The organism is Candidatus Viridilinea mediisalina (assembly GCF_002532535.1).
Classification (GTDB): Bacteria; Chloroflexota; Chloroflexia; order Chloroflexales; family Chloroflexaceae; genus Viridilinea; species Viridilinea mediisalina.
In genome coordinates this window covers 67696-93860 of record NZ_NQWI01000002.1, presented here as the reverse complement: position 1 = coordinate 93860, position 26165 = coordinate 67696, and the positions used below count along the sequence as shown (strand labels likewise).

At 57.8% G+C, this 26165-nt stretch carries 20 protein-coding genes, 1 tRNA gene and 1 riboswitch; of the genes, 12 read left to right on the top strand and 9 right to left on the bottom strand.

Translation table 11 applies throughout. The features are described 5' to 3' along the window. Positions 1-26 precede the first annotated feature (26 nt). The 9 genes from CJ255_RS01030 to CJ255_RS00990 all read left to right on the top strand — a co-directional run bounded on the left by CJ255_RS01030 (position 27) and on the right by CJ255_RS00990 (position 11781). Positions 27-680, top strand: a complete 654-nt coding sequence (locus CJ255_RS01030) for a uracil-DNA glycosylase (RefSeq protein WP_245863095.1) — start codon at positions 27-29, stop codon at positions 678-680. 138 nt (positions 681-818) lie between these two features. Further along, positions 819-1364, top strand: a complete 546-nt coding sequence (locus tag CJ255_RS01025) for a hypothetical protein (protein ID WP_097642246.1) — start codon at positions 819-821, stop codon at positions 1362-1364. 108 nt (positions 1365-1472) lie between these two features. After that, positions 1473-3149 (top strand): ribonuclease J, encoded by a 1677-nt coding sequence (locus CJ255_RS01020; protein WP_097642228.1) that lies wholly within the window; start codon positions 1473-1475, stop codon positions 3147-3149. Positions 3150-3382: 233 nt separating this feature from the next. After that, positions 3383-4840 carry a thymidylate synthase gene (locus tag CJ255_RS01015; protein ID WP_097642227.1) on the top strand — a complete coding sequence of 486 codons (1458 nt, stop codon included), beginning with the start codon at positions 3383-3385 and terminating at the stop codon, positions 4838-4840. A gap of 38 nt (positions 4841-4878) precedes the next feature. Then, the gene (gene dcd / locus CJ255_RS01010; protein WP_097642226.1) at positions 4879-5445 is read left to right on the top strand and encodes a dCTP deaminase; all 567 of its coding nucleotides are present in this window, start codon (positions 4879-4881) and stop codon (positions 5443-5445) included. 82 nt (positions 5446-5527) lie between these two features. Then, positions 5528-5675, top strand: a riboswitch (cobalamin riboswitch). Positions 5676-5896: 221 nt separating this feature from the next. Further along, positions 5897-8263, top strand: coding sequence for a prenyltransferase/squalene oxidase repeat-containing protein (locus tag CJ255_RS01005; protein ID WP_097642225.1), 2367 nt, complete (start codon positions 5897-5899; stop codon positions 8261-8263). Positions 8264-8449: 186 nt separating this feature from the next. Continuing rightward, positions 8450-9394 (top strand): ABC transporter ATP-binding protein, encoded by a 945-nt coding sequence (locus tag CJ255_RS01000; RefSeq protein ID WP_217352373.1) that lies wholly within the window; start codon positions 8450-8452, stop codon positions 9392-9394. A gap of 224 nt (positions 9395-9618) precedes the next feature. Further along, entirely contained in the window at positions 9619-10899 is a 1281-nt protein-coding gene (locus CJ255_RS00995) for an ABC transporter permease (protein WP_097642224.1), read from the top strand. Between the two features lie 360 nt (positions 10900-11259). Next, a complete protein-coding gene (locus CJ255_RS00990; RefSeq protein WP_097642223.1) occupies positions 11260-11781 on the top strand; it encodes a hypothetical protein in 522 nt (173 codons plus the stop codon). Positions 11782-11940: 159 nt separating this feature from the next. Here CJ255_RS00990 and CJ255_RS00985 read toward each other — a convergent pair whose 3' ends face one another. The 8 genes from CJ255_RS00985 to CJ255_RS00950 all read right to left on the bottom strand — a co-directional run bounded on the left by CJ255_RS00985 (position 11941) and on the right by CJ255_RS00950 (position 17766). Then, on the bottom strand, positions 11941-12183 hold the full coding sequence (locus tag CJ255_RS00985; protein WP_097642222.1) for a hypothetical protein: 243 nt from the start codon (positions 12181-12183) through the stop codon (positions 11941-11943). A gap of 56 nt (positions 12184-12239) precedes the next feature. Continuing rightward, the gene (gene serS / locus CJ255_RS00980) at positions 12240-13508 is read right to left on the bottom strand and encodes a serine--tRNA ligase (protein WP_097642221.1); all 1269 of its coding nucleotides are present in this window, start codon (positions 13506-13508) and stop codon (positions 12240-12242) included. Between the two features lie 17 nt (positions 13509-13525). Then, positions 13526-13981, bottom strand: a complete 456-nt coding sequence (locus tag CJ255_RS00975; RefSeq protein WP_097642220.1) for a hypothetical protein — start codon at positions 13979-13981, stop codon at positions 13526-13528. Between the two features lie 126 nt (positions 13982-14107). Then, positions 14108-14602 (bottom strand): NUDIX hydrolase, encoded by a 495-nt coding sequence (locus tag CJ255_RS00970; protein ID WP_097642219.1) that lies wholly within the window; start codon positions 14600-14602, stop codon positions 14108-14110. Between the two features lie 11 nt (positions 14603-14613). After that, complete coding sequence (locus CJ255_RS00965; protein WP_165774516.1) at positions 14614-15114, bottom strand: NUDIX domain-containing protein; 501 nt, start codon at positions 15112-15114, stop codon at positions 14614-14616. A gap of 14 nt (positions 15115-15128) precedes the next feature. Continuing rightward, entirely contained in the window at positions 15129-16301 is a 1173-nt protein-coding gene (locus tag CJ255_RS00960; RefSeq protein ID WP_097642217.1) for a peptidylprolyl isomerase, read from the bottom strand. Between the two features lie 273 nt (positions 16302-16574). After that, positions 16575-17531 (bottom strand): GDP-mannose 4,6-dehydratase, encoded by a 957-nt coding sequence (locus CJ255_RS00955; RefSeq protein WP_097642216.1) that lies wholly within the window; start codon positions 17529-17531, stop codon positions 16575-16577. A gap of 158 nt (positions 17532-17689) precedes the next feature. After that, positions 17690-17766: transfer RNA gene (locus tag CJ255_RS00950), tRNA-Val, on the bottom strand. 144 nt (positions 17767-17910) lie between these two features. Between CJ255_RS00950 and CJ255_RS00945 the strand changes: the two genes are divergently transcribed. The 3 genes from CJ255_RS00945 to CJ255_RS00935 all read left to right on the top strand — a co-directional run bounded on the left by CJ255_RS00945 (position 17911) and on the right by CJ255_RS00935 (position 22155). Next, on the top strand, positions 17911-18615 hold the full coding sequence (locus tag CJ255_RS00945; protein WP_097642215.1) for a response regulator: 705 nt from the start codon (positions 17911-17913) through the stop codon (positions 18613-18615). Beyond that, on the top strand, positions 18612-19799 hold the full coding sequence (locus tag CJ255_RS00940; protein WP_097642214.1) for a sensor histidine kinase: 1188 nt from the start codon (positions 18612-18614) through the stop codon (positions 19797-19799). The genes CJ255_RS00945 and CJ255_RS00940 overlap by 4 nt, the downstream gene beginning before the upstream one ends. Before the next feature lie 100 nt (positions 19800-19899). Beyond that, complete coding sequence (locus tag CJ255_RS00935; protein ID WP_245863093.1) at positions 19900-22155, top strand: VC_2705 family sodium/solute symporter; 2256 nt, start codon at positions 19900-19902, stop codon at positions 22153-22155. Between the two features lie 135 nt (positions 22156-22290). Here the strand turns inward: CJ255_RS00935 and CJ255_RS00930 are convergent, their stop codons facing one another. Then, complete coding sequence (locus CJ255_RS00930; protein ID WP_097642212.1) at positions 22291-25491, bottom strand: hypothetical protein; 3201 nt, start codon at positions 25489-25491, stop codon at positions 22291-22293. Positions 25492-26165: the final 674 nt, after the last annotated feature.

The window sequence follows — 26165 nt, the reverse complement described above, 5'->3', positions numbered from 1 at the left end:
GTAATTGGTATAAGATGAGCATGAATGTGAATACTGTTGAAACCCTGCGTTTGATTGCCGAGACGACGCAGACATGCCGACTCTGTGGCTTGCATAGTGGACGTACCCATGCGGTGCCTGGTGAAGGGCCTGCCGAGGCCAAGGTCATGCTGATTGGCGAGGGGCCGGGCTTCCACGAGGATCGCCAGGGACGGCCCTTTGTTGGTGCTTCAGGCCAATTTCTTGATCAGTTGCTGGCCATGGCGGGGCTCCAGCGGGGCGATGTCTTCATCGGCAACGTGATCAAGTGTCGCCCACCGAAAAACCGCGACCCACAGCCCGATGAGATCAAGCTATGCACAGAACACTACCTCTTTCGCCAGATCGAGGCGATTAACCCAGCGGTGATCGTTACCCTTGGGCGTTTTTCAATGAACCTGTTTATGCCCGGTGAGCGAATCATGCGGATCCACGGGCAGCCGCGTCGCATCAACGGGCGGCTCGTGGTGCCCATGCTGCACCCGGCGGCTGCGCTACACCAGCCCCAGAATCGGCCCCTGCTCGAGGCCGATTTTCGCCGCCTGCCTGAATTTCTGGCGCAGGTTGAGGCGGAACGGGCAGCAGCAGCAACCCCTGCGCCACCTGCATCTCAGTCAGAAGCAAAAGATGAGCAGCCGTTGCAGCAATTGAATCTCTTTTGATTGAATTGATCTTAGAAGTTGTCTGAAAAGCTCGTGAGCACGCGCTGGAGTGCCGGCTTTAGCCGGCTGAAGTCGGCACTCCAACACCAGATGATCGACTTTTCAGACAGTCTCTTAGCCCCCCTACGTTCCTCATTTATGAAAGCTTATCGTCTCTCGCCTGCTGGTCAGCGGTTAACCCTCATCCTCTTGGTGGCCGCGTTGCTCATTTGGGCCTTTGCGCTCTGGAGCTTTGCCAGCACCCTACGGATTAGCTACCATCCCCTACAATTCTGGCCAAGCCTGCAGCAGAGCCTCGCAGCAGGCTTGGGGGTGGGTCAGGTTGTACCGGCACTGCTCATGCTCTGCCTGATTGTAGCTACCCCCTTGCTGATCTGGAGCCTGCTTGAAGAGTGGGCTGGGTGCTATACCCCAACAACTGATGGCTTACGCTTTACGTCGCTGCTCGGGATCAGCCTCCTCTACCCTTGGAGTAGCATCAGCGCCATCCGGCGCGCCGATGATGATGCCGATGAACCGCTTGATGAATTGATCTTCAACACCGATCAGAGTAGCCAAATTCAACAACCATTGCTCCGCTTCCTGCATCGTCAAGCCTTTGGCGGAACCCGTCTGCCCATCTATGCGGGCTTGGAAGATCGTGATGCGTTGCTGGATGAAATTCGGCAACGGTTAGAATCATAGATGTGACAGAGGGCCATGACCCTCTAAGAAATACCAACCATAACATGAAAGGAGTGAAGTTCATCCCCGGCCCTGGAAGGTCGGTACGTCGGACTTCAAGTGAAACCTATGGCAAAAAATCGTGTTCGCGTTCTGCCACTCGGCGGCGTTGGCGAGGTCGGACGGAACATGTGGGTTGTCGAGTGTGGCGATGAGATCGTCATTCTCGATTGTGGAGTCATGTTCCCCGATGCCGATATGCTCGGCGTCGATCTGGTGTTGCCCGATATGAGCTACCTGCGCGAGAAGACGAGTAAGATTAAGGGTATCTTACTGACCCATGGCCACGAGGATCATATTGGTGCGGTACCGCACCTGATCGCAGATCTGGGCTTTCCGCCCATTTTTGCCACTGGTCTGACCCACGGGCTCTTAGGCAATAAGCTCAAAGAACACCGCTTGCTCGACAAGGTGAGCCAGGTGGTGATTACCGATAGCGACAGCTTTACGGTTGGTAGCTTTCATGTTGAACCCTTCCACATTGCCCACTCTATTCCCGATGCGGTCGGCTTTGCGATTAGCACCCCGGGTGGCATGGTGGTCTATTTGACCGATTGGAAGTTGGATCACACGCCGGTTGACGGCAAGCCCACCAATTTGCAGAAGATCTCTGAGTTGAGCCAGCGTAAGCCGCTGGTGCTGATTACCGATTGTGTGCGTGTCGAGTCGAAGGGCTATACGCCAAGCGAGGCGACGGTTGGTGAAGCCTTTGATAACATCTTTGCCATCGCGCCTGGGCGCATTATTATGGCTACCTTTGCCTCAAATATCAGCCGAGTGCAACAGGCCATCGATTCCGCCGAAGCCTATGGGCGCAAGGTGCTGCTTGCCGGGCGCAGCATGGAGAACAACTCGCGCATTGCGCTTGAAATGGGCTTCTTACGCGCCGAAGCGGGGACGCTGATCCGGCCCCACGAACTCAACTCCTACCCCGACGACCAGATCGCGGTGGTCTGCACCGGCAGCCAGGGTGAACCAATGGCGGCACTCAACCGCATGGCCAACCGCGACCACCAGCACCTCAAGATTAAACCAGGTGACACGGTGGTGGTCTCGGCGACCCCCATCCCCGGCAATGAGGTGAGTGTCAGCCGCGTGATCAACAACCTCTTCAAGCTAGGGGCCGACGTGATCTATGGCGGCGATGCCCGTGTGCATGTCTCTGGCCACGCAGCTCAAGAGGAACTGAAACTCGTGCTGGCGCTGCTCCGCCCAGAGTTTGTACTGCCCTTCCACGGCGACTACCGCCACATGATTATCTACCGCAAAATGGCCGTTGGCATGGGCATCGGCTATACCAACGAGAATGTCCTCATTCCCGAACCCGGCGGAATCATGGAGTTCGCGCCCGGATTTGGCAAGCAGATCAGCAAAACGCCCGTGGGCTACATCTATGTAGACGGCACCACCGTCGGTGATGTTGGCAACGTTGTGGTGCGTGACCGCCAGATGTTAGCGAAGGATGGCATGCTCATCGTCGTCGTCGGGATTGACATGAGCAACGGATCGCTCGTCTCCGGCCCTGATGTGGTCTCGCGGGGCTTTGTCTATATGCGCCAGAGCCAAGACTTGGTTGAGGCAACCAAAGACACCGTGCGGGCGGCATTGGCTCAGCCCAACGGCGATGCTCTCACCAGTGTGGATAGCGCCTACGTCAACCGCAAGATCAAAGAGGTTGTCAGCGAATTCCTCTACCGCGAGACGCGCCGTCGTCCGATGGTGCTGCCAGTGGTGATGGAGGTGTAGTTGTAGATTGTTGATTGCAGATTGTAGATTGTAGATTGCCGAACATGGCATCTCAATGGGCTTTCGCGTTCTTGATGATGCGGCATGTTCAAGGGTAATTGATGTTACGCCTCTTGTCATACGTTGGGATTAGGCCCAAACCTCGTTTTTGGTTTTGTTTTGGCGACGAAGTCGCCAAAACAAAACCAAAAAGCTATTGAGAGAAGACGTAGCATCCTCCGAAGCTCCAGCATATGACATGGCCGATCTACTTTGCATCAAACCTCACGCTGGGCAATGCGGCGTCGGGTTTGGCTTTATGCCTGCTCTGGACACCCCAAGAGCGGGTGGTGCCTGCGCTCGATCCGATGAGCTACGCGCTGGTGGGTAATCTCTACTCGCGTGATGGGGTCAGCTTTCTGGTACGCAATCTGCTGGCGCAACCATGGATTACCGATCTGCTGCTCTGTGGCAAGGATCTGACGGGGAGCGGTGGGGCGCTGGTAGCATTCCTGCGTGATGGCCTTGATGAACACGGGCGCATCAAGGGCGATGGGACGCGGCTGCACCCAGAGATTAGCACGACGGCACTTGAGTTGTTGCGCCGCTCGGTGCGGCTGCACGACTACCGGGGGCGAACGCGGGGCAGTGACGTGGCTGTGTTGGTAGCGCAGCATCGCTGTGCGGCCCGCGCTTGGGCCACAGCGCCGCTGATCTTCCCCTACCATGAACCAGAGAGCAGCACGCTGCCGAGTGCGCCCATGGGTGTGCTGGTGCGTGCGCCTACCATCCGCACAGCCTACCTGCAGATCATCTGGCATGTGCTGCACTACGGGCAACGCAGTGCCACCCAACAGAGTAGCGACCAGCGCGAGGTGCTGGACCTGCTCACGGTGGTGAGTGACGAGCCTGACGATCCAGCGCAATGCTCCTACGCCGACTGGATGCCCTTCAGCCGCGCAAGCCTGGGCGAACGGCAAGCCGATGGGCGCTACAGTGGCTATTTGGGGCAACTACTGCATGCCGACGGCAGCGCGGGGCTGAGTTATACCTATGGTGCGCGCCTGCGCGCCTTTGGCGGTGACCTCGACCAGATCGCGGCCATGGCCAAGGAGTTAGAGGCGGCACGGGCGAGTCGGCGCGCCGTTGCGGTACTCTGGGCACCTGAAGAAGATGCAATCAGCAGCAACCCGCCCTGTCTCAACGTGATCCAAGCGCGCATCCGCGACGAACGCTTGCACCTCACAGCCTACTTTCGCTCCCATGACATCTACCGGGCCTGGGCCAACAATGCCTACGGGCTACGTGCCCTCCAGAGCGAATTGGCGCGGATGGTAGCGAGTGACGTAGGCGAACTCGCTATCCTCTCACACTCAGCGCACATCTACGCACACGACTGGGCTGCGGCTGAGGCATTGATCACGCAGCAGCTACGCCCCAGCGATGCCCGGCTACAACGTGATGCGCGTGGTGCCTTCGTGATTCTCCTCGAACCGCCAGAGATCGTGGTGCGCCACTACAGCCCTTGTGGTGAACACCTCCAGAGCCTGCGCGGTCATTCCGCACGCGAACTAGGGCGCAAGCTGGCCCCCTATGTTGGCGAGATCGGCCATGCGCTCTACTTGGGCCAAGAGTTGCAGAAAGCCGAACTAGCCCTACAGCTCGGACGGGCGGAGGCATACCACCAGGATCAACCTTTGGAAGCAGGGTAGCAACGAACTATCCCTTTGAAAAAAAGTAAGGCAAACCCATGCCCATTAAAGCCGATCACTGGATCCGCAGAATGGCCCGCGAACACGGCATGATCGAACCATTTGTAGATGAACAGATGCGCGACGGCGTGATCTCCTATGGGCTCACGTCATATGGCTACGATATGCGTGTAGCCGATGAATTCAAAGTTTTTACCAATGTCTGGAACGTGGTAGTTGATCCAAAGAACTTCGATCCCCGTTCTTTTGTTGATATGAAGGTTGATCATATTGACATTCCCCCCAACTCTTTTGCCTTAGCCCGTTCAGTTGAGCGTTTTCGGATACCCAGAAATGTCAGTTGCATTGTGATTGGCAAATCAACCTATGCGCGTGTGGGTATTATCATCAATGTGACCCCACTTGAACCTGAATGGACCGGGTTTGTGACGATTGAGATCAGCAACACGACCCCACTTCCCGCACGCATCTACGCCAACGAAGGCATTGGTCAGGTACTCTTTTTGGAGAGTGACGAAGCGTGTGAGGTTTCGTACGCGGACAAAAAGGGCAAATACCAAGGCCAGCAGGGGATTGTCTTGCCACGAATTGATCGGGAGCGGTGAGGCTGGAGTAGCGCCCCCGCACCCCCACCGGAGGCGACTCCGCAACACTATGCTATAATGGCCCCGTCCATTTGTACCTATGCAAACTACATACCGTCGCGGTATCCCGAAAGCCCGGATGCGAGGGTGTAAAGGTGGAAGCTGGTGTGAGTCCAGCGCTGTGCCGCAACTGTAACTGGTAAACCCGTATTACCAGAAGCCAGGATACCTACCGCGACGTGTCTGTTCAGTACCTTCTCGAGCTAAGGAGGCAGAACATGATCCGTGGCCCTTGATCACTAGGCAGTGCTGGGCAACCTGATCGCTGTTACACCCCGCTTCGCGTGAGAAGTTGGGGTTTTTTGTTTTGGTATGACTGCCATACTCCCCAAACTTCTCTGTGTTCTCTGTGCCTCTGTGGTGCATATCTCTGTATCTCTTCAACACTCGCTCGCTATAGGAGACTCAATCTATGTCCATTCGCCATCCCCTGTTCCGTTCGCTTGGCTCTTTGCTGTTGGTGGTTCTCGTGGTGAGCCTTTGGTTTGCGCCGGTGGCGGCGCAAGCGCCGGTGGTTGCCGATGAGCAGCCTTGGGGCCAGAGTTTTCCCTTCTACCAAGATGAGGCGATTGGCCCGGCAATTGCCTATCTGCGTACCCAGCAGCTTGCCAATGGTGGCATCGATTCGTTTGGTTTTGGTGGGGCCGATATGAGTGGCACCAGTCGTCTGCTGCTGGCGCTCAATGCGGTTGGCCATCCAGCAGCCCACTTTCGCCACGCTGAGGGCAAGGGTCTGCTCGATTTTCTGGCTGATGGGCTAGAGAACTATATCTATGCTGAGGGCAATGTGGATGCCGCCAACCTGTTTCCCGGACGCACGGGCCTGGTTTTGGCTGGCGTGGCCGCTGCGGGGGTGAATCCGCAGGCCTTCGCAGGGCACGATCTGGTTGCAGCGCTCAATCAGAGCTACAAGCCCGCCGAGGGCACCTATAGCACGGAGGCAACTGAAGAGTTTGCCAGCGGCAGTGCCAATCCGGTCAACCAGAGCCTGGCAATCTTTGGCCTCGTTGCCGCAGGCCAGCCCATCCCTGAAGCAGCGACCCAATGGCTGATTGAGCAGCAGATGGAGAATGGGAGTTGGGTCAATAGCGTTGATACCACTGGCTACGCGCTACTTGCGCTGCTGGGTAGTGGCAATCTGGCCCCAACCGCTGCGCCGATCCAGCAGGCTGTGGCTTTCTTGCGCGAGCGCCAAGATCGTGAGACGGCCCTCTGGGGCGTTGGCGGCGGCGGCGAGCCAGCCAATAGCACAGGTTGGAGTATCAACGCCTTGGCGACCTATGGCTACACCCCCATCGAGAGCACCTGGGCTACGGGTGGCACCGATCCGCGCACGGCGCTGCGGGGCTTGCAGCAGGAGAATGGGGCGATTGCGGCGACTTTCGTCAATGCCTTCTCGACGATTGAGGCGCTCTTTGGGCTGACTGATCAGCCGCTCTTTATGACCCCGATTGTCCGTGCGGAGCGCACCCTGGCCTACCTCAAGGCGCAGCAGAATGATGATGGAGGCTGGCCTGGCTTTGGTGCTGATTCGGATGTGGGCGCTACCCTCGATAACATATTCGCCTTTGCAGCGGCTGGCTACCACCCCGCTGAAATCAAGAGTGCGACCGCACAGAGCCCGCTCGCTTTTCTCGCTACCGAAACCTTGACCTACACCCGCGATCTGAATGGCACCATCTTTCCTGCCCGGATCGGCAAGCTGATTGTTGGCCTCGTGGCTGCTGGGGCTGATCCGCGTGATTTTGCTGAGACTGATCTGGTTGCCGAACTAGGCGACACCCTGCAAGCGACAGGGGCCTACAGCAGCACCGCTGCGCAAGGCTGGAACTCCGGCGCAGCCGGGGTGGTAGCGCAATCCTTCGCCATCCTTGGGCTGATCGCCGCTGGTGCAGAGGTACCCCCAGAAGCCCTTACGTTCCTGAGCGGTCTCCAGAATGAGGAGGGCAGTTGGGGCAGCATTGATGAAACTGGGCTTGTGTTGCAAGCTCTGGTTGCCGCTGGTATGCCGCAAGATCATGAGGTCATTACCAACGCGGTACGCTTCCTACACACCAGCCAAGCCCCCTATGGTGGATGGGAGAGCTTCGGGGATTTTAGTGTCAACTCAACTGCCTACGCGATTCAGGGGCTGCTGGCTGCCGGAGTAGACCTCAACAGCGCCGAGTGGCTCAGGAATGGCCGCTCGCCTGTGGGCAGCCTAGCGAGCTACCAGAAGAGTGACGGCCCCTTTGTCTTCAACTGGCATGTGAATGTTGAGGACTTATTCAACCCGGCGGCTGACGACCTCTTTTCCACGCAGCAGGCCCTTCCGGCGCTGCTTGGGGCCTTCTATCCCTACCACATCGAGGAGGCGGTCGAGCTACGCACTAGCTTCACTCCGCTCCAGCGCGGCCCCGATCCGGATCGCCTGGTGGCTGGGCAACCAGTGATCAGCCTCAACGACGAGCGCACCAGCGCCAGCATCAGCGTGCCCTTCGGCAGCGACCTCGACGGCAACGGGCAACTGACGTTGGCATGGAGCATTGTTGGGGACACAAGCCAACCCGCTGCTACCACAACCATTACGCCCACACGCGGCACTGGCGTCTTTACGGCCACGCTTGATCTGAGCGCCAATCCCCTTGGTGCTGCTGAGACGCTTGTGCTTGCGGCTACCTTCAGCGACGAAATGAGCGGCGTACAGCATGGTGGCACGCTCAGCAACGAGCCGGTTGTAGTTGAAGCGCGGCTTGAACCGCAGCGGTTTATGGTCTACTTGCCCTTGGTGGTACGCTAGTATTTTCTCCTCTTTCGCTTGCGTGTTGGCGGCTTCGCCGCCAACACGCAAGCAAAAGATTCTTCAGTGTTGACCGAATGTAATAAAGCAGGAAATATCTTTTCATAGGCTTCATGGCACATGTGAGGGTGTCTCTATCTGTGGCATGATCATATTACAAAGGTTTAACGAGTAAGTGGAGACACAATGCAACACATGCTTGAGGTAAAAGATCTATTCTTTCAGTATCCGGGCGCGTCACAGCCATCAGTGCAGGGCGTGAGTTTTGCGATTCGCAAGGGCGAGATATTTGGATTGCTCGGGCCAAATGGTGCTGGCAAGAGTACAACGATTAGCATGTTGTCCTGTCTGATGCCGCCAGGCGGCGGCACGGTGCAGATTGCAGGCCACGATGTAGTGCAACATGCACACGAGGTTAAGCAGCGTATTGGGCTGATCCCCCAGGAATTGGCGCTCTATCCGGCCCTATCAGCACATGATAATCTGCGTTATTTCGGTGGTATCTATGGGCTGCGTGGGCGTATGCTGCGCCAGCGAGTCACAGAGGCGCTGGCTATGGTTGGCCTGTCCAATCGTACACACGATAAGGTTAACACCTTCTCTGGTGGCATGAAGCGCCGGGTTAATATTGCCGCAGGGCTGCTGCATCGCCCTGAAATACTCTTTCTTGATGAGCCAACGGTCGGTGTAGATCCACAGTCGCGCAATTTTATTTTTGACAATGTGGAAGCACTGAACCGTGAAGGTATGACAATTGTGTATACGACCCACTACATGGAGGAAGTCGAGCGTCTCTGTCAGCGTATTGCGATTGTAGATCAGGGTAAACTGATTGCTCTTGATACTCCACGAGCGCTGATTGAGGCCCTCGGTGGTGGGGTGGTGATGCTCAATGTGCCTGAAGGAACACCAGAATCACTTGATGCAACCTTACGTACCTGCCCAGGCGTCCTTGAGGTGCGACGCATTGATGGACGCATTGCCCTAAATACCCAGGCTGTCTCTCAAGCCTTGACTGGTGCCCTTGCTGCGCTGGAAGCTGCAGGGGTTGCGCTCAATGGATTGCAGGTGCTTGAGCCGAACCTTGAGACGGTTTTTCTCGAACTAACTGGACGTAGCCTGCGTGATTAAGGATTCCCGTACACTAAGGGAGGGGTTCGGGGAGGGCTTCGCCCTGCCCGAAACCCCTCCCACGATCCTGGAGGTTCCAGAAACATTATCTGAAAGACTATATAGGCAATAGCGCAAAAGTAACGCTGTGAATACGCCATCCTGGGTGTGCGGGCCAAAGGCCCGCGCACCCAGACAGCGCTCCTTTTGCGCTATTGCCTATATTGCTTTAGGGAGGACACATCATGCTTAATCAAATCCTTGCAACTACGATCAAAGATCTCAAGCTTATGCGGAATGATTTGAGTGCATTGGTATTATTGTTTATGATGCCTTTGGTCTTTATTTTGCTGATGTCACTTGCGCTGGCTAATCTTTTTGATGGAGGTGAGGGCTCGCCGGTAACAATCATGCTGGTGAATGAAGACCAAGGTGCCATTGGCGCACAGGTGTTTGCCGACCTTAAGCATGCGGATGGCTTCACGATGATGACCACCTGGGAAGATGAGCCGCTGACCCGGGCGCAGGCAGAGGCATTGATTATTGACCGGTCGCAACCAATCGCAGTGGTCATTCCTGCGGGTTTTTCAGAGGCCGTCAGTGCAGCAGTCTTCGGCGAAAGTAGCAATGCTCCTAGTGGAGAGATCATCTTAATGAGCGATCCTGCGCTGCCCATCCAGGTTTTGGGGCCAGTACAGGGTGCAATGAGTGGTTTGAGTCAGCAGGCTGCCAGCCAGGCGATTGCCCCCCAGGGCATGGCGTTGCTCCTAGATACTATTGAGCAGCAGGGAGGCTCGATTCCAGGTGAGGCTCGTGAACATTCGTTGGAGGTTATCACTGAGGGCAATGCGAGCGATGGTCCGCTTGTGAGCCTGAATATCCAATCGCCAGCGGGCATGCAAACAGTGCGCCGCCCGAATGCAGTCGAACAGAATGTTCCAGGCTATACGCTCTTCGGGGTCTTTTTCATCACCCAGATGCTCGCAGGCAGCATGATGGAAGAGCAGCGTAGTGGTACGTTCCGGCGCTTACTGACCGCACCAGTGCCACGCTGGGCTTTGCTGCTTGGCAAACTGCTGGCCTTCTTTCTAATTAATCTGATCCAGATTGTGCTTATGTTTGCTGTAGGCATCTTTGTACTGCCACTCTTTGGGGCACCAGCCCTTGGCCTCGGCGAACACCCCTTGGCGCTTATCCCCGTGGCGATTGCCGTCTCGCTGTCCGCCAATGGTCTCGGTTTACTCATCGCAGCCCTGTCACGCACAGCGGAACAGGCCAACGGCATGGCGTTGCTCTTTATCTTGCCAATGGCCGTACTCGGCGGCGTTATGGCACCACGCTTCATCATGCCCCCTGCACTCCAGACGATTGGTCTCGCCTCTCCGCACACCTGGGCACTCCAGGGCTTTCAGGATGTCATTATGCGTGGCGCCAACTTCTCTGGGATCATGCTAGAGACAACCGTGCTGCTGCTCTTCGCGTTTGTCTTCTTCAGTCTGGCGCTCTGGCGGCTACGCTGGGTTTAAGGGAAGCGGATGTTGTTGATTGCCCCGTTGCTTGGCCACCCTGAGCGAAGGTTCGTAGGAACGTTCCTGTTTGTGCCGTAGGTAGTGCCGACTTATGGTCTTCCAGAAATTAATCCGGTGTCGCGGCACGGACTAGACCTGATAGATATGCCAGATCTGCGAGGTCTGGTTAGCGGATTATTTACTGGAAGACCATTAGTCGGCTCCCAGTGTTGCCAAAGACCTCAGCCGACTAAAGTCGGCACTACGATGCCTGCGAATATGTACTGTTCAGCATGACAGGCTGCTGGGGTACGTAACAATTTCTGCTTCCCTAAGTGGACGGTACGTGTATCCTTAACCTTCTGAAATTTGAGCACCATGAAACCCTCCCTGCTCCCCCTCATCCTTTTGTTGCTCACCGTGCTGGGGGCCAGCCTGCTGGTGCCAGTGCATGCCGAAGCGCCCCGGCACCAAGCGGGTCTGGTGGTGCGCCTCAATGCCGCTGAGGTGATCACGCGCTGTGTGAGCTTTCACGAAGCACAGATCAGCGGCGCAACCCTGCTCCAACGCTCTGGATTGGAACTTGAGGTACTAGAGAGTCCCGGCATGGGCCTCTTTGTCTGCGGCATTGCGGGCGTCGGTTGCGCGGTAAGCAACTGCATGTGCGCCTACCCCGAAGCCACCTGGGGCTACTGGTTACGTCAAGAAAGCGGCTGGCGCTCATCGCCTGTAGGCGCGAGTGGCCGCACCGTGCGCCCCGGCGACGTGGATGGCTGGGTCTGGGGCCGCCCCAATGGGAGCAGCGCTGGCCCCCTGCCCGACGTGAGCTTTGGGCAGATCTGCGCACCAGAGGAAGCCGAAGCCCAGTGGCGTGTTTGGTTGCCGTTGGTGAGGCGGTAGGCAGTAGGCAGTAGGCAGTAGGCAGTTTAGGGAAAGTGAGTGCGCCGCACCCCTCCGCTGGCTTCGACAAGCTCAGCCAGCGGAGGGGTGCGGCGCGGCGGTGCGGTGGCTTCGAATTCCTGCTTCCTACTTCCTGCTTCCTACTTCCTGCTTCCTAACCTACTGCCCCATCCCTTCCCAATACTGCTCCGCTGAACCATTAAAGTAGACATGCACCACTTGGTTGGCGGTGATCTGCTGTACCGCATCCCAGACTTCATTGTCATTAGGGCTATGCACAACGAGCATGGCTTGTTCAGGGGCGTATTCGTCCTCACCCGGGGGAATGACTAAGGCGAGCCATTCACCCGGATGGCGGGCTTCAATGGTGGCAATCAGTTCAATGTGGCCTTTTTCAAGCATAGCGCTATAGGGGCAGCCGCAGCTACAATTGGTGCCGCAGCTTCCCTCTATCTCCTTCACCGAATCACCTCCACCCCCCCCATATACGGGCGTAGCACCTCCGGCACCAGAATGCTGCCATCGGCTTGCTGGTAGTTCTCCATGATTGCAATAATCGTGCGCGGCAGCCCCAGGCCGGAGCCATTGAGCGTATGCAGGAACTCGGGTTTGGCTCCAGGTTCAGGGCGGTAGCGCAGATTGGCACGGCGCGCTTGGAAGGCTTCTACGTTGGAACAGGAACTGACCTCAAGCCATTCGCCCTGACCAGGGGCCCACACTTCAATATCGTAGGTCTTGGCGGAACCAAAGCCAATGTCGCCGGTGCAGAGCAGCTTGGTACGGAAGGGCAACCCAAGTAGCCGGGCGCACTCCTCGGCATCGCTCCGCAGTTTCTCGAGGGCCGCATAGCTGCGCTCCGGCGTCTCGAACATATACATCTCGACCTTATCAAACTGGTGGCCACGCTTAATGCCGCGCACATCGCGCCCGGCGCTCAACTGCTCCTTGCGGAAACAGGGCGTATAGGCAACGTGATAGATGGGCAGTTGATCGGCATTGAGAATATCGTCACTATAGAGGCTAGTCAGGGGCACCTCAGCCGTCGGCACCAGCCAGAGGCCCGACTCCTCATCACGGTAGAGATTATCACGGAACTTGGGCAACTGGCCGGAGGCCCAGAGCACCTGCTCCTTCACCACAAAGGGCGTATAGACCTCGGTATAGCCTTGGCGCAAATGAAGGTCGAGCAGCCACTGGATGGTGGCGCGCTGGAGGCGGGCGCCGAGGCCACGCAGCACATAGAAGCGCGAGCCCGCCAGTTTCACCCCCTGCTCAAAATGGATCATGCCCAACTGCTCGGCCAATTCCCAATGAGGCTGCGCCGCAAAGGACAGGGTTCGCTCCTCACCCTCCTGGTAGATCACCGGATTGGCGCTATCATCGGCACCATCGGGCACATCGGGGTGGGGCAGATTGCGTAATTCAAGCATGGCATTGCGCTGGCCTTCTTCAATTGCCGCGACATCCTTATCGAGAGCAGCAATCTCAGCACCAACCGCCCGCATCGCGGCAATTTGAGCCTCACGCTCTGGGCCTGGTGCCATCTTACTAATCGCCTTTGAGACCGCATTGCGTTGCGCCTTCAGATCCTCAACCTTACGCAACTGCTGGCGACGGGCCTCATCAAAGGCCAACACCTGATCCACCAGTGCAGGTTCAACGGCAAAACGGGCCAACTGCTGCTTCACATAGTCAGGTTGTTCACGAATAAGCTTAAGATCGAGCACAGCGCAACGCCTTTCTATCAACGTCCAAGATGTTTAATGGCTTGCAGCAACTCAAAGACCGAAGCCTGATCACCGGCATCACCAAGTGAGCGAAAGAGGCGCGTCACCTGCTCCCGCTGCTCAGGATCGGCAATCCGATAGGCAGCCAAATAGATTTCATCGTCCTCGCGTACAAAGTAGGTAGACGCCGGTGTCCCACCATTCGCCAGAGCGCGCCTAATTGCCTGCTTGAGCAGCGGGTGGGAGACGGGAATCAGATCTTCATCAGGAGCGCCAGCAGGCAAATGAGGCTCAGTGGGGGCATCAAGCAACGGCTCGCCCCAACTGGAAGCTTGGTGCGCCTGGCGTTCAACATCTTCAACCCGTGGCCCGTGTTGGTCAAAATCACCCCAGGCGCGATTGAGCATCCAGACCACAAGGCTCAACAGGACGATGCCAAAACCCATGATGTAGAAGAAGAGCGTCCAGTCCATAGATTATAGTTCGTAGCTATGTTACCGTTTGCGAGGATGCGAGGATGCGAGGATGCGAAGCCCGCGCCGCTTCGCCTCACGCATCCTCGCCTCGCAAGATGGTAAAGCGAGCGTCCGCATCAATGCCTACAATAAACTATACCCCCAGCCCACGGGCGCGCCATTGTGGTAGGGCATGACCCCGTGGAACTGACGGGGATCGTCATTGAAGATCAGCGGCAAAAAGAGTTTATCGCCGGGCCAGATGGGCAGTTCACCGGCCAGGAGTTGCGCTATTGCCACCCATTCCAAGCGCCCCTCTTCATTCTGTGCTGGCGCTTGGCCAGCAAAGCGGCGAATGAGAAAGAGGAAACCAAACCAATCTTCGCCATGCTTGCCAAAGCCGGGCCAACTCACCGTTCCGCGCAGACTCACATCGAGCGCCTCAAGCTGCGCCTCCTCGCGCAACTCCCGCCGCATGCCCGCCACCACATCCTCATTGGGTTCAAGTTTCCCACCTAAACCATTGTACTTCCCCAAATGCTGATCGCCCGGACGGGCATTGCGATGCACGAGCAAGACTCGCTGGCCATCGGGTGAAAGCACATAGCCTAAGGTAGCCATGATCGGCGTGTAGGGCACACAAGGCTCCTTTACCACTCACCACAGAGCCCCCGTTCGCCCCGCACATACTCGGCGATACGACGGCGACTCCCAAGTTCTAGGTTGGTGGGCAGATCATACACGAGAAAGAAGCGCGCATCAACAATCTCAAGATCTGCCACAGGCGGTCGCGCCGGGCCCAAAGGGTTCAGCACCAACACCGTGATATAGTTGGTCAGCCCACCGCCATAGGCATAGAAGAGACCGTGCAGATAGCCTGGTTCACTCAGACACCCGGCCTCTTCTTGAACTTCGCGGATCGAGGTGAGCATGGGGCTTTCGCCGCGTTCCACGCCGCCGCCGGGGAGCGCCCAAGGCAGTTGGCCACCGCGATGGCGCACCAAGAGAATCGTATTCTCTTGGGGCACCAAGACGCGCACCCCCAACTCAACTGGGCGCATAAGCATACGCTGCAAGCGCCGGAAGCTCAGGTAGGAATTGTAGGTCAGCGTGAGCAACGTCTCACGCAAACCTGTGGCAACGATACTCATACCACTAGGGCGCATCACAAGCCTTCAGGCTCAGGCACACTCACCAACTCATCAGCAGGCACCACAACCTTGATCTGCTCATTTGCTTCCGCCTCCATCTGCAAGGACTCAATCCATGGGATGAAGGTGGTGGCAAAAGCCTGCTGCCCGGCCATAGACTGCAACAAGCCGGGGTCATCAAGCGGACGCAGTTCGGGCGCATCAAGCAATTCGATGATATGGAAGCCATAGAGCGTCTCGACCAAGCGTAGCTCGCCTACCTCCATGCTAAAGACCGCTTCCTCGAAGGGTTCAACAAAGAGGCCACGAGGGGCCCAACCCAAATCGCCCCCAGCCATCCCCGAACCTGGGTCGTCGGAATATTCCTGGGCTAAGGCAGCAAAATCGGCCCCATTCTCAAGCTGGCGCAGCAAATCTTCAGCTTGCGCCTGCAACGCAGCATCATCGCTATCCTCATCATCCTCATCGCGGGCCAGCAGAATATGGCGGGCACGGGCCTGCTCCACCGTCGTATACTTCATGATCATGCGTTCAATGATCTGATCACGCTCCAACAAGCGCCGCAAATTGGCCACATCGCCCACTTCAATCTCATCCAGGAACATGCGGAACGTGTCATCATCACCGCCCGCCTGGCTCAGTTTAATCTGCTCAATCTGCTGCTCCACAACATCCTGATCCGCCATAATGCCCTCAGCCGCAGCGGTCTGGATCAGCAACTCAATCTGGATCAATTGGTTCAGCAGTTCTGTCGGATCAGCCCCCGGCATATAGAGGCGCACAAAATCACCGCGTAGAACCGTGCCGTCACCAACTTCAGCAATCACCTCGGTGCTGCTATAGACCCCCACAGCCGCCGGCAGCAACTGCGGATTAAACTGATCATCGGCATCAAACAGTTCACCCAAATCAAGCTCAGGCGCACTTGGCGCTTCCGGTTGGGGCACAGGTTGGGGCGGAGGGGCGGGAACCAAAAAGGCCAAACTGGTGCCAACGAGCGCCAGCACCAAGATAGCAATTATGACAATCACCAAGCGTGGGCGCGAACGCCCCGTCGGTTCAGCCTCTTCATCAGCATACTTCCCATCATCAACATCATCCTGATGGGTTGACGGCTGATCATCGAAGCCTGTCTTGGCTTCTTTCTCCTCATCAAATTTGTCGAACTGATTATCCTTGTCGGTCACAGAAAAACTCCTCACTATCAGTTATAACCTAGAGTCAGCGAGCATCTTTACCTTTGGCATGCTACCACACTTTGAGGCTAGGGGAGGTTTCTGAGAGGCTGTCTGAAAAGTCTATGAACTGGCGTTGGAGTGCCGGCTTTAGCCGGCTAAAGCCGGCACTCCAACGCGTGCCCACTAGCTTTTCAGACAGTTTCAGAAACGGCCTTTCAGCCAGAAACATCCCTAACAACTCTTTTGGGGGAGGCGCAGCCTCCTCAAAGCCCCCACCGGGGGCTAACGTAATGCGTCACGCCAATAGGCCAGAAGCTCATCTACAATCTCTGACATTCCAATGGTAGGTTCCCAACCTGTCGCAGCACGCAGCTTCCGATTGTCGCCCAGCAGAATCGGCTCGTCGCTAGGGCGCAGGCGAGCCGGGTCTACCCGCACCTCCACAGGCACGCGCCCACGCGCCAAGACAAGCTGCACAATCTCGCCGATGCGGGTCGCCTGTCCCGCGCAGAGGTTGTAGACTTCGCCGGGCTGCGCGTGTTCACTGAGCAGCCAGAGGGCGCGGGCTACATCACGGGTATGGGTAAAATCGCGCTGGGGCTCTAGGTTGCCCACGTAGAGGATAGGTTCTTGCTGGCCCAACTCAATCGCTGCCATCTGTTGGCAGAAGGTCTGGATGGAGCAGCGGTCGCCCTGGCGTGGGCCAACATGGTTGAATGAGCGCGTCACAAAGACGTGGAGGCCAAAATTGTCGTGGTACTGCAAGCCACTCAGTTCAGCGGCTACCTTACTAACCCCATAGGGACTAGCGGGGCGCATGGGATGGGTTTCGCTAATTGGCACCTGATCGGGGCGCACGGTGCCATACTGGGCACTCGTACCGGCAATATGTACCCGCGCCTGCGGGGCATGGCGGCGCACCGCCTCCAACAGATTGAGCGTCCCCTCCACATTGATCCGCATCGTATGGATCGGTGCCTCCCACGACGCACTAGGATAGCTCTGCGCCGCCAGGTGGAAGACACGATCGGGGCGTACTGCCGCCAGGGTGCGATCTACCGCAAAAGGGTCTTCAATATCACCCTCGTGAAGCGTCACCCGCCCCCGCAAATGGGCAATCGGACGGGGGTCGCTACGCCAGCGCTTCAAGGCGTGCAACTCCAACCCCGGCAACGTCAGCAGATAATCGGCCAGAAAGCTGCCCACCGGGCCAGTCAAACCAGTGATCAGGATACGCACGGTGCCTCCGAGTGAAGGAAAGAGGAAATGAGGAGATAGAAAATTAGAAAATCTGTTTGTTATTGCGGGTTCGTGGCGAAGCCACGAACCCGCAATAACGCACAAGGGCTTACCCCAACCCCAACAAAAAATACCGCCCACATGGGCGGTACCGATACTGGTGGGCGATAGTGGATTTGAACCACTGACCTCCACGATGTCAACGTGGCGCTCTAACCAACTGAGCTAATCGCCCGAACAGGGATAATGCTACCATCGTTTAGGGTTGCTGTCAAATCTGTGAACAGTGCCCCCACACCCCACCTTTGACGAAAGATGGTATAGTAGACGGCACAAGATCTACTCGTTCTTGATCCGCGATGTTGCGCGAGGTGCTGCGATGGAGGCAGCCACAATTCTGGTCGTAGATGATGAGCAACCGATCGTTGATCTGGTGGCTAGTTATCTGGATGCCGAGGGTTTTGTTGTCCATCGGGCCTTTGATGGGGTCTCGGCGCTGAGTTTGGCACGGGCCGTGAGGCCCGATTTGGTGATCCTTGATGTTATGCTGCCCGGCGTTGATGGGGTAGAGGTCTGTCGCCGCCTGCATCAAGAGACGTCGGTCTATGTCTTGATGCTGACCGCCCGTACCGATGAGGTTGATAAGCTGATTGGGCTCTCGGTGGGCGCTGATGATTATCTCACCAAGCCCTTTAGCCCGCGTGAGTTGGTGGCGCGGGTCAAGGCGATTCTGCGCCGTTCGCGGACGCAACAAGAGAAGATGGTTGAACGCCCGGCGCTCCAGTTTGGTTCGCTCAGTATTGATCCCGAGCGCCGTGAGGTAAAGCGGCGGGGTGTGATGGTTGAGTTGACGCCCCGTGAGTTTGATCTGCTCTATGCCCTGGCGAGTTACCCCGGGCGCGTCTTTACCCGCGACGAGCTACTACAGCGCGTCTGGGGGCCCGATTTTGCTGGCATTGATCGCGTGGTTGATGTGCATGTGGGCACGCTGCGCCGTAAACTTGAGGATGGTACCCAGGCCGATCTGCCGCTTGTGCAGACGGTGCGTGGCGTGGGTTATAAGTTTGTCGGTGGCCAACGATGAGATGGTATCGCCAACTACGCTATAAGCTCTTTTTTTCACATCTCATTATTGTGGTGATTGCTGATGTGGTGCTGTTGGCTACCGCTGGGTTCTTTGCGCGGGCGGGTTTGGTTGATGTTGCGCCGCTTACGCTGGGGGCCGCTGCTTCCGAAACCGGCCCGATTGAGCCCACGGGGGTGGGCGCGGTTGAACCACCGCTGCTGCAACAGTTTGAGGCGGTGTTGCAACAGGCGCTCTTTGTGAGTGGCTTCGCTGCGTTGATTACCGCAGTGGTGGTGAGCCTCTTCGTTTCGCGGCGGATTGTTGAACCATTGCATACCCTTTCGACGGTGAGTAGCCGCTTGGCTGAAGGCTTCTACCGCGAACGGACGCGCATTTCGAGTGATGATGAGATTGCGCAACTTTCTCAGAGTGTGAATCAGTTGGCCGATGCGCTGGAACAGACCGAGCGCCGCCGTTTGGCCCTCTTAGCTGATGTGACCCATGAGTTGCGTACCCCCCTGGCTACGATTGGTGGCTATATGGAGGGCTTGCTCGATGGGGTGATTAAGCCGAATCCTCCGACCTTCAAGATGATTCTGCAAGAGACCAACCGTTTGCAGCGTTTGATCGAGGATCTTGAACTGCTCTCGCGGGTTGAGGCGGGCCAATTGCCGGTGGTGGCCCGCTGCACTGAGGTTGAAAAGGTGCTTGAAGAGGTTGCCGCTCAGTTTGAACCGCTCTTTGCTGCCAATCAGGTGACGCTCCGCATGGAGTTGCCGCGCCAGTTGCCGGTGGTTTGGGCCGATCCCGACCGTGTGAGCCAGGTGGTGATCAATATTCTCTCCAATGCCTGCCGCTATACGCCCGCCGGAGGGGTCGTGCGCGTAAGCGCAGCCTATAATGAACGGCTCGTGCAGGTCACGATCCGCGATAGTGGCGTAGGGATTAGTGCCGAGCATCTGCCCCATGTCTTTGAGCGCTTCTATCGGGTGGATAAGTCGCGTGCGCGCCAGAGTGGCGGCAGTGGGATTGGTTTGGCGATTGCGCGCCACTTGATCTATGCCCAGGGGGGCGAGATTTGGGCTGCGAGTGAGGGTGAGGGCAAGGGTACAAGTTTCTACTTTACGCTACCAATTGCCCCAGGTGCGTTTGAGATGGGCCCGGGCCTTTCGTTGCCTCCGGCGGCGGTTGAGGCGCCATGATGCAATTGTAGATTGTAGATTGTAGATTGTAGATTGCCGAACATGGCATCTCAATGAGCTTGAGCGTATTGCTTATGCGGAATGTTCAACAGTACTTGGTATGAGTTCAGCAATGGCCTGGAGCTTCTTGCTACTCTTGTTCATCATTGCAAGCGCCTTGGCGCTGGCCTTCTTTCTGCTTGATCGCCTCTTTCCGCCGATGGAGCGCATCCGCGACCGTTATGCTGAACGGCAGCATGCTACGCCCCTTGAGCCGCCCCGCCCCCAACCGCCGCCCCTCAGCTACGAGCCGCCCCCCCCGCCACCGCACCTTGAGCATGAAGCAAGCACAGAGTTGCCGCTTACGCCACACGGCTACCAAACGCCCCCTTGGTTGCCAAGCTATTGGCGTGCTAATCTGCGCCTGATTGTGCCGCTGCTGCTGATTTGGCTGCTTAGTGTGATCCTCTCGGCCCTGCTGGCCCCTATGCTCAATCAGGTTACGGTGCTGACCGGCTTTCCCCTGGGCTACTATATGCAGAGCCAGGGTATGCTGATCATCTTTGTGCTTTTAACGCTGATCTATAGCTGGGCGATGCGCCGCATGGATCGCGCCCATGGCCTTGAGTTGGAAGAAGACCAGACCCAACGTAGCTACCGTAAACGCCTCGAGCGCAGCTATGCCGCCTTTGGCCTCGGCTTGATGCTGCTTGTTGGCGTGATGGGCCTGCTGGATGTGAACCTCAACATCTCGCCTACGTTGATCAGTTGGTCTTTCCTCATTTTGACCATCAGTATCTATGCGGTGATTGGGCTGCGGACGCGCACCGAGCAGCTTGATGAGTACTATGTGGCTGGGCGGCGCGTGCCGGCCATGCTCAACGGCCTGGCCACCGGCTCCGACTGGATGAGTGCGGCCTCTTTCATCAGCATGGCTGGGGCGCTCTTTCTGCTTGGCTTCGATGGGCTGGCCTATATCACCGGCTGGACGGGCGGCTTTGTGCTGCTGCTGCTGCTCTTGGCACCCTATCTCCGCAAGTTTGGCCAATTTACCATTCCTGATTTGATCGGCGCTCGCTACCCCGGAGCGGGTACGCGGGTACTCAGTGCGGTGATCTGCATCATGATCAGCTTCACCTACCTGACCGCTCAAGTGACCGGGATTGGGATTATTATGAGCCGCTTTCTCGGCATCAACTACCTGCTCGGTGTGGTTGTGGGCCTCTCGGCGGTGCTGCTCTGCTCGTTCCTCGGCGGCATGCGGGCAATCACATGGACCCAAGGGGTACAGGGGATCATCATGGTCTTCGCCTACCTCGTGCCCGTAACGTGGCTCTCATTGACCCTAACGGGTATTCCTCTGCCCCAATTGATGTATGGCGAAGCCCTGCACCATATCGTGGCGCTAGAGGCCGCTCAGGGCTTTGAGTCGAGCTATATTGAACCCTTTAGCGACTGGACTACGGCCAACTTTATTGCGCTCTCGCTCTGTCTCATGGTGGGCACTGCGGGCATGCCCCATATTCTTGTGCGTTTCTACACGGTACCCAACGTACACGCGAGCCGCAGTAGCGTCGTCTGGGCGCTGGTCTGGATCTGCATCCTCTACCTGACCGCGCCAGCCTATGCGGCCTTCTCGCGCTGGGAGGTGCTGCAAAATGTGGTTGGCCGCCCAGTCTTGGAGTTGCCCCATTGGGCCACCAATTGGGAGCGCACTGGTCTTTTGGTGATTGCCGACGACCCGGCCCTCGGCGGGAATGGCGATGGCATTTTGCAGTACGATGAGCTGCAGATCAACCAAGACCTGATTGTGCTGGCCATGCCTGAGCTTGCCAACCTGCCAACGACCGTCGTAGCACTCGTGGCTGCCGGTGGTATGGCCGCAGCGCTCTCGACCGCCGACGGGCTGCTGATGGTGATCGCCTCAGCGGTGGCTCACGACATCTACCACCGCACCTTGAACCCGCGGGCAACCTTGCGTGAGCGGCTCTGGCTTGGGCGGGCTATCATCTTGGGGGCGGCAGTGTTGGCCACCTTGGTCGCCATGCAACGCCTGGCCATTATTGTGCAGATGGTGGCTTGGGCCTTCTCGTTGGCCGCCGCCACCATCTTTCCCATTCTGGTTCTCGGCATCTTCTGGAAGGGCACCACGAGCCACGGCGCAACCTTTGGTATGCTCAGTGGCCTTGCGGTGACGATTGCCTACATGGTGGTGACCTACCTCGATCCTGGACGAGCCCTTTGGGGCATTGGCAGCACCGCTGCGGGCATCTTTGGTGCGCCGGTCAACTTCTTCATCACATGGTTCATTAGTCTGATCAGCCCACCTCCCTCAGCGGAGGTGGAGACGTTGGTGGATAGTTTGCGCCACCCGTGAAGAGAAGAGATACAGAGATATTCACCACAGAGGCACCGAGGGCACAGAGATGATGAGGTGGAGGTAAGCGCAATTACGGACGACGCTCCCACCTCCAAAACCTCTGTGTTCTCTGTGCCTCTGTGGTGCAATTCTCTAACGTCTCACGAGTGGCAGGAAGACCGCGAAGCCCTCTTCCTCGCCTGGGATGTAGAGTTCTGACACCTTGGTACTCGTGCCCGCTTCGTACTGGTTGATCACGCCGTAGTTGTTGGCGGTGCTGACGGTACGCAGACCCTGCTGGTCGGTCAAGGCTGCGGGGAGCGTGAAGGCCCAGTTGCCGTTGCGGTCGGCTTGGGTGGTACCCAGCGATTGCAGCGTCTCGACCCGATTGTCGCGGTTGTCGAGGAAGATCTCGATGGTGCAGAAGGGGCAACTGCTGTCAATCGGCGGACGACCACCCGGCGGCTGGCCCGGATCGCCCGAGGTGCCGCGCACGCGGGTGCCATCAATCACCGTGACCTTGCCCGGGTTGAAGAAGGCGAGATCGTCGGGCACAATTGGGCCAAAGATGATCGCCTGCTGGCTGGCAACAATACGGTTGCTACGGTAGGTGTTGGCGTTCGCACCGACAACGTTGGGCAAGTGGTTGAGCGCCGCGTTCTGCCGCGCAACAATGTAGTTGTCCTGCACGACGGTGAAGTCGCCCGACATGCGGATGCCTTCACCACAGACGCCCACATTGTTTCCTGCGGTGTCGCGCCCGATGTAGTTATTCTGGATCAGGTAGTTGCCGACGCTACCCACCTGGATGCCAATCGGCTGGGTTACTTCGGGATCGTTGCTGCGAATGCTCAGGCCCACGAGGTAGTTGCGCTCGGCTGCACTCGGCCCGCCCACTTGGGTGCCCTTGCCGCCAATCACGCTGATGCCATCGCCTGAAATCCAATCCATGCTCGTGCAGACCTCAGCCCCACTGGTGGGAATGGTGCCGTCGGCGCGCGTACCAATGTAGTTGCCTACCACCCAACTGTCGTCGCTACGGATGGTCATGGCGCTCACCCGCGAGCCAGCCACCACGTTGTTGCGGTAGACATTGCCCCCCTCTTGGGCGGGCGGCGTCTCGGCGTCCTGAATGGTGGCCTTGTTGTCAATCGCGTTGTTGCCATTGATGTAGTAGATACTCTGGCCATCCTCATTGAGACCGAGCCAGTTCTCTTCGATGAAGTTGCCGCCAAAGTTGACCTGGAGACCAAAGCCTTGCAAGCCCAAGCCACGAATGATGTTATCGCGGCTATCCACGATCATGATGTGCTGATTGTTCGTACCGCGCACAAAGATTTTGGGGCCATCAGCACGGCCACCGGGCTGGGTGGTGCCATCAATCACGATCTGCCCACCCTCCAAGCGACGGAAGGGGTTGCTCGTGGCGCTGTTGAGATCAATGCGCCAGACGCCGAGTGTCGCGTTGTGGCGAGCATCGCTAGTGGGAATGTCAAATTCAATCAGCACCGGACGCTGCTCGGCAGGCAAGGCCCGCGCCTGCACAATCGCCCGCCGTAGCGTACAAGGCTGCGTAGCGCAGGTGGTTGACTGGTCGGTGTCGGGATCGCTGGTGCTATTGACGGTAATGGTGGTCTGGAAGCTATACTCAGGCGCATCCGGCACGGCACGCGGGGCCACGGTGGCATACTCGGTGGGCGCGGTGGCACGCGGCGGCGCAGGCGGCGCAGGGACGTTGATGACGCCACTGGGCCCGTAGAGCTCGCGTGAGACGCGGCTGGTTGTGCCGGCATTGAAGCCCTGAATGGTACCGTTGGCGGCAGTCGTGATCTGGGTGCGGATGCCCTGGTTCGCGCCCAGGCCGCCTGCGGGCAAAATGTTCTCTGCCGTCCAATTGCCCTGCGCGTCGGCGGTGACGGTGCCGAGCGAGGTGAGCGTCTCGATGTTGCCGTCATCGTCATCGAGGAAGAGCTCAATCTCGCAGTTGGGGCAGTCGCAGTCGAAGGGCTGGTGCGGCGCAGGCGGATTCGCACGGTCGCCAGAAGTCCCGCTAACAGTCCGCCCACTGATCGCAGTCACCTTGGCCGGGTTGAAGTAGCTATACCTCACGCTGACGCTGGGGAAGAAGAAGACCGGCGCAATCGAGTCTTCGGTGAGGTTGCCACGCATCAGGTTGGCCCCCAACGAGACCCCACCGCCACTAATGCCAATTGCGCCCGTCTGGGGCTGTTCGCCCTCAGTGGTCTTGTTGGGATCGTCGTTGCGTACGCCCGCACCATAGATCGTATTGTTGAGCAACTGGTTGCCGCTGCTAGTGAGGCGAATGGCATCGCTACAGATGCCCACCTTCTGCCCGGCGCTATCAATACCGATAATATTGTTCTCAACCAGATTGTTGGCCGTGTTGATGTCAATCGCCACCGGCGGCGTATTGAGCGGATCTTTACTCGCCCAGAGCAGACCAGCAAAGCGGTTGTTGCGCACCGTATGGCCGGTGCCCATCAAACTCACCCCCGCACCGCCAAACCAGTTGTTGTAGCGCGCATTGGGGCGACACTTGCGGTCGGCAGCAATCGTCGGCACCGTGCCATCGGCGCGTGTGCCAAAGAGGCTATCTTCAATGGTGCCATCCTTGCCGCGCATGGTGATCGCCACCGTGCGCGAGCCGGTAACTACCACGTTGCGGAAGACATTACCGACACTTGCGGTAGCATCGCCAAAGCTGGCGCGGCTATCCACCGAAGGATCATCGCGCAGGAAGAAGATCGCCTGGCCACTCTCCTGCAAGCCACTCCAGACATCCTGGACAAGGTTGTTGCTGGCGTTGAAGAGGACATTGTAGTAGATAAAACCCAAGCCAATCAGACGGTTCCCATTGCCATTGATCACCAAACGGTCGGCCTGGGTCGAACCGTGGATAAAGACCTTGGGGCCATCAGCAGCAGCGCGGCCCCCTGGCTGGGTGCGGCCATCAATCGTCACTTGGCCGCCCGCGAGGTCGCGCAGGTTGGCCCCCACGCCCTCATTGAGCACAATCGTCCATGTGCCTGCCGCGTCACCCGTATTGGCCTGATCAGCGGGCAGATCAAAGCGAATCAGAGCCGGGCGCTGGCTGGCCGTCAGGCCACGCGCCTGCACAATTGCCCGCCGTAGCGTACAAGGCTCATCGGGGCGATTAGCGCACGTCCGCGAACCATCAAGATCCAAATCCGCCGTCGTGTTCACCGTAATCGTCGTAACATAGGTGGGCTCAGTGGCTACAGCCGTAGGCATGGCGGGAATACCCGCCAGAGTGACGAGAGCGATAATGAGGCTGAGGGCCAGAGGCAGAGCGAATGGCTGCCGGTGGCGCATGGTCTTGCTCCTTCTTGCTGTACGCGAGTCCCAAGGATAAGGGCCTGAGGGATGGTTTCAGAAAGCGGAAGACCGCTTTATACTGTTACGAGGATGCGTGCGGCGAAGAGGCGAGGGCTTCGCGTCCTCGCGTCCTCGCAAACGGTAATGTTGCGAGGATGCGTGAGGTGAAGAGGCGCGGACTTCGCGTCCTCGCGTCCTCGCATCCTCGCAAACGGTAAAGCCTCCACGAACCATCCCTCTAGGCAAGTTATAGCGCATGGCTCTCGTGCTGCTCTCGTTTGGGTTGCAAGAGGGTTGAGAGACGGCACCGCCGTGCCCCTACGGTCAACTGGGGAAGAGGATTTTGTTGATTGCCCCATTGTTTTGTCACCATGAGAGGCCGTAGGTAGTGCCGACTTATGGTGTTCCAGTAAATAATCCGCTAACCAGACCTCGCAGATCTGGCATATCTATCAGGTCTAGCCCGTGCCGCGACACCGGATTAATTTCTGGAAGACCATTAGTCGGCTCCCCATCGCTGCAAAAGACCTCAGAGGCTGTCTGAAAAGTCTATGGGTTGGCGTTGGAGTGCCGGCTTTAGCCGGCTAAAGTCGGCACTCCAACGCCTGCTCACTAGCTTTTCAGACAGCCTCTCAGCCGACTAAAGTCGGCACTACGATGCCCGCCCATGG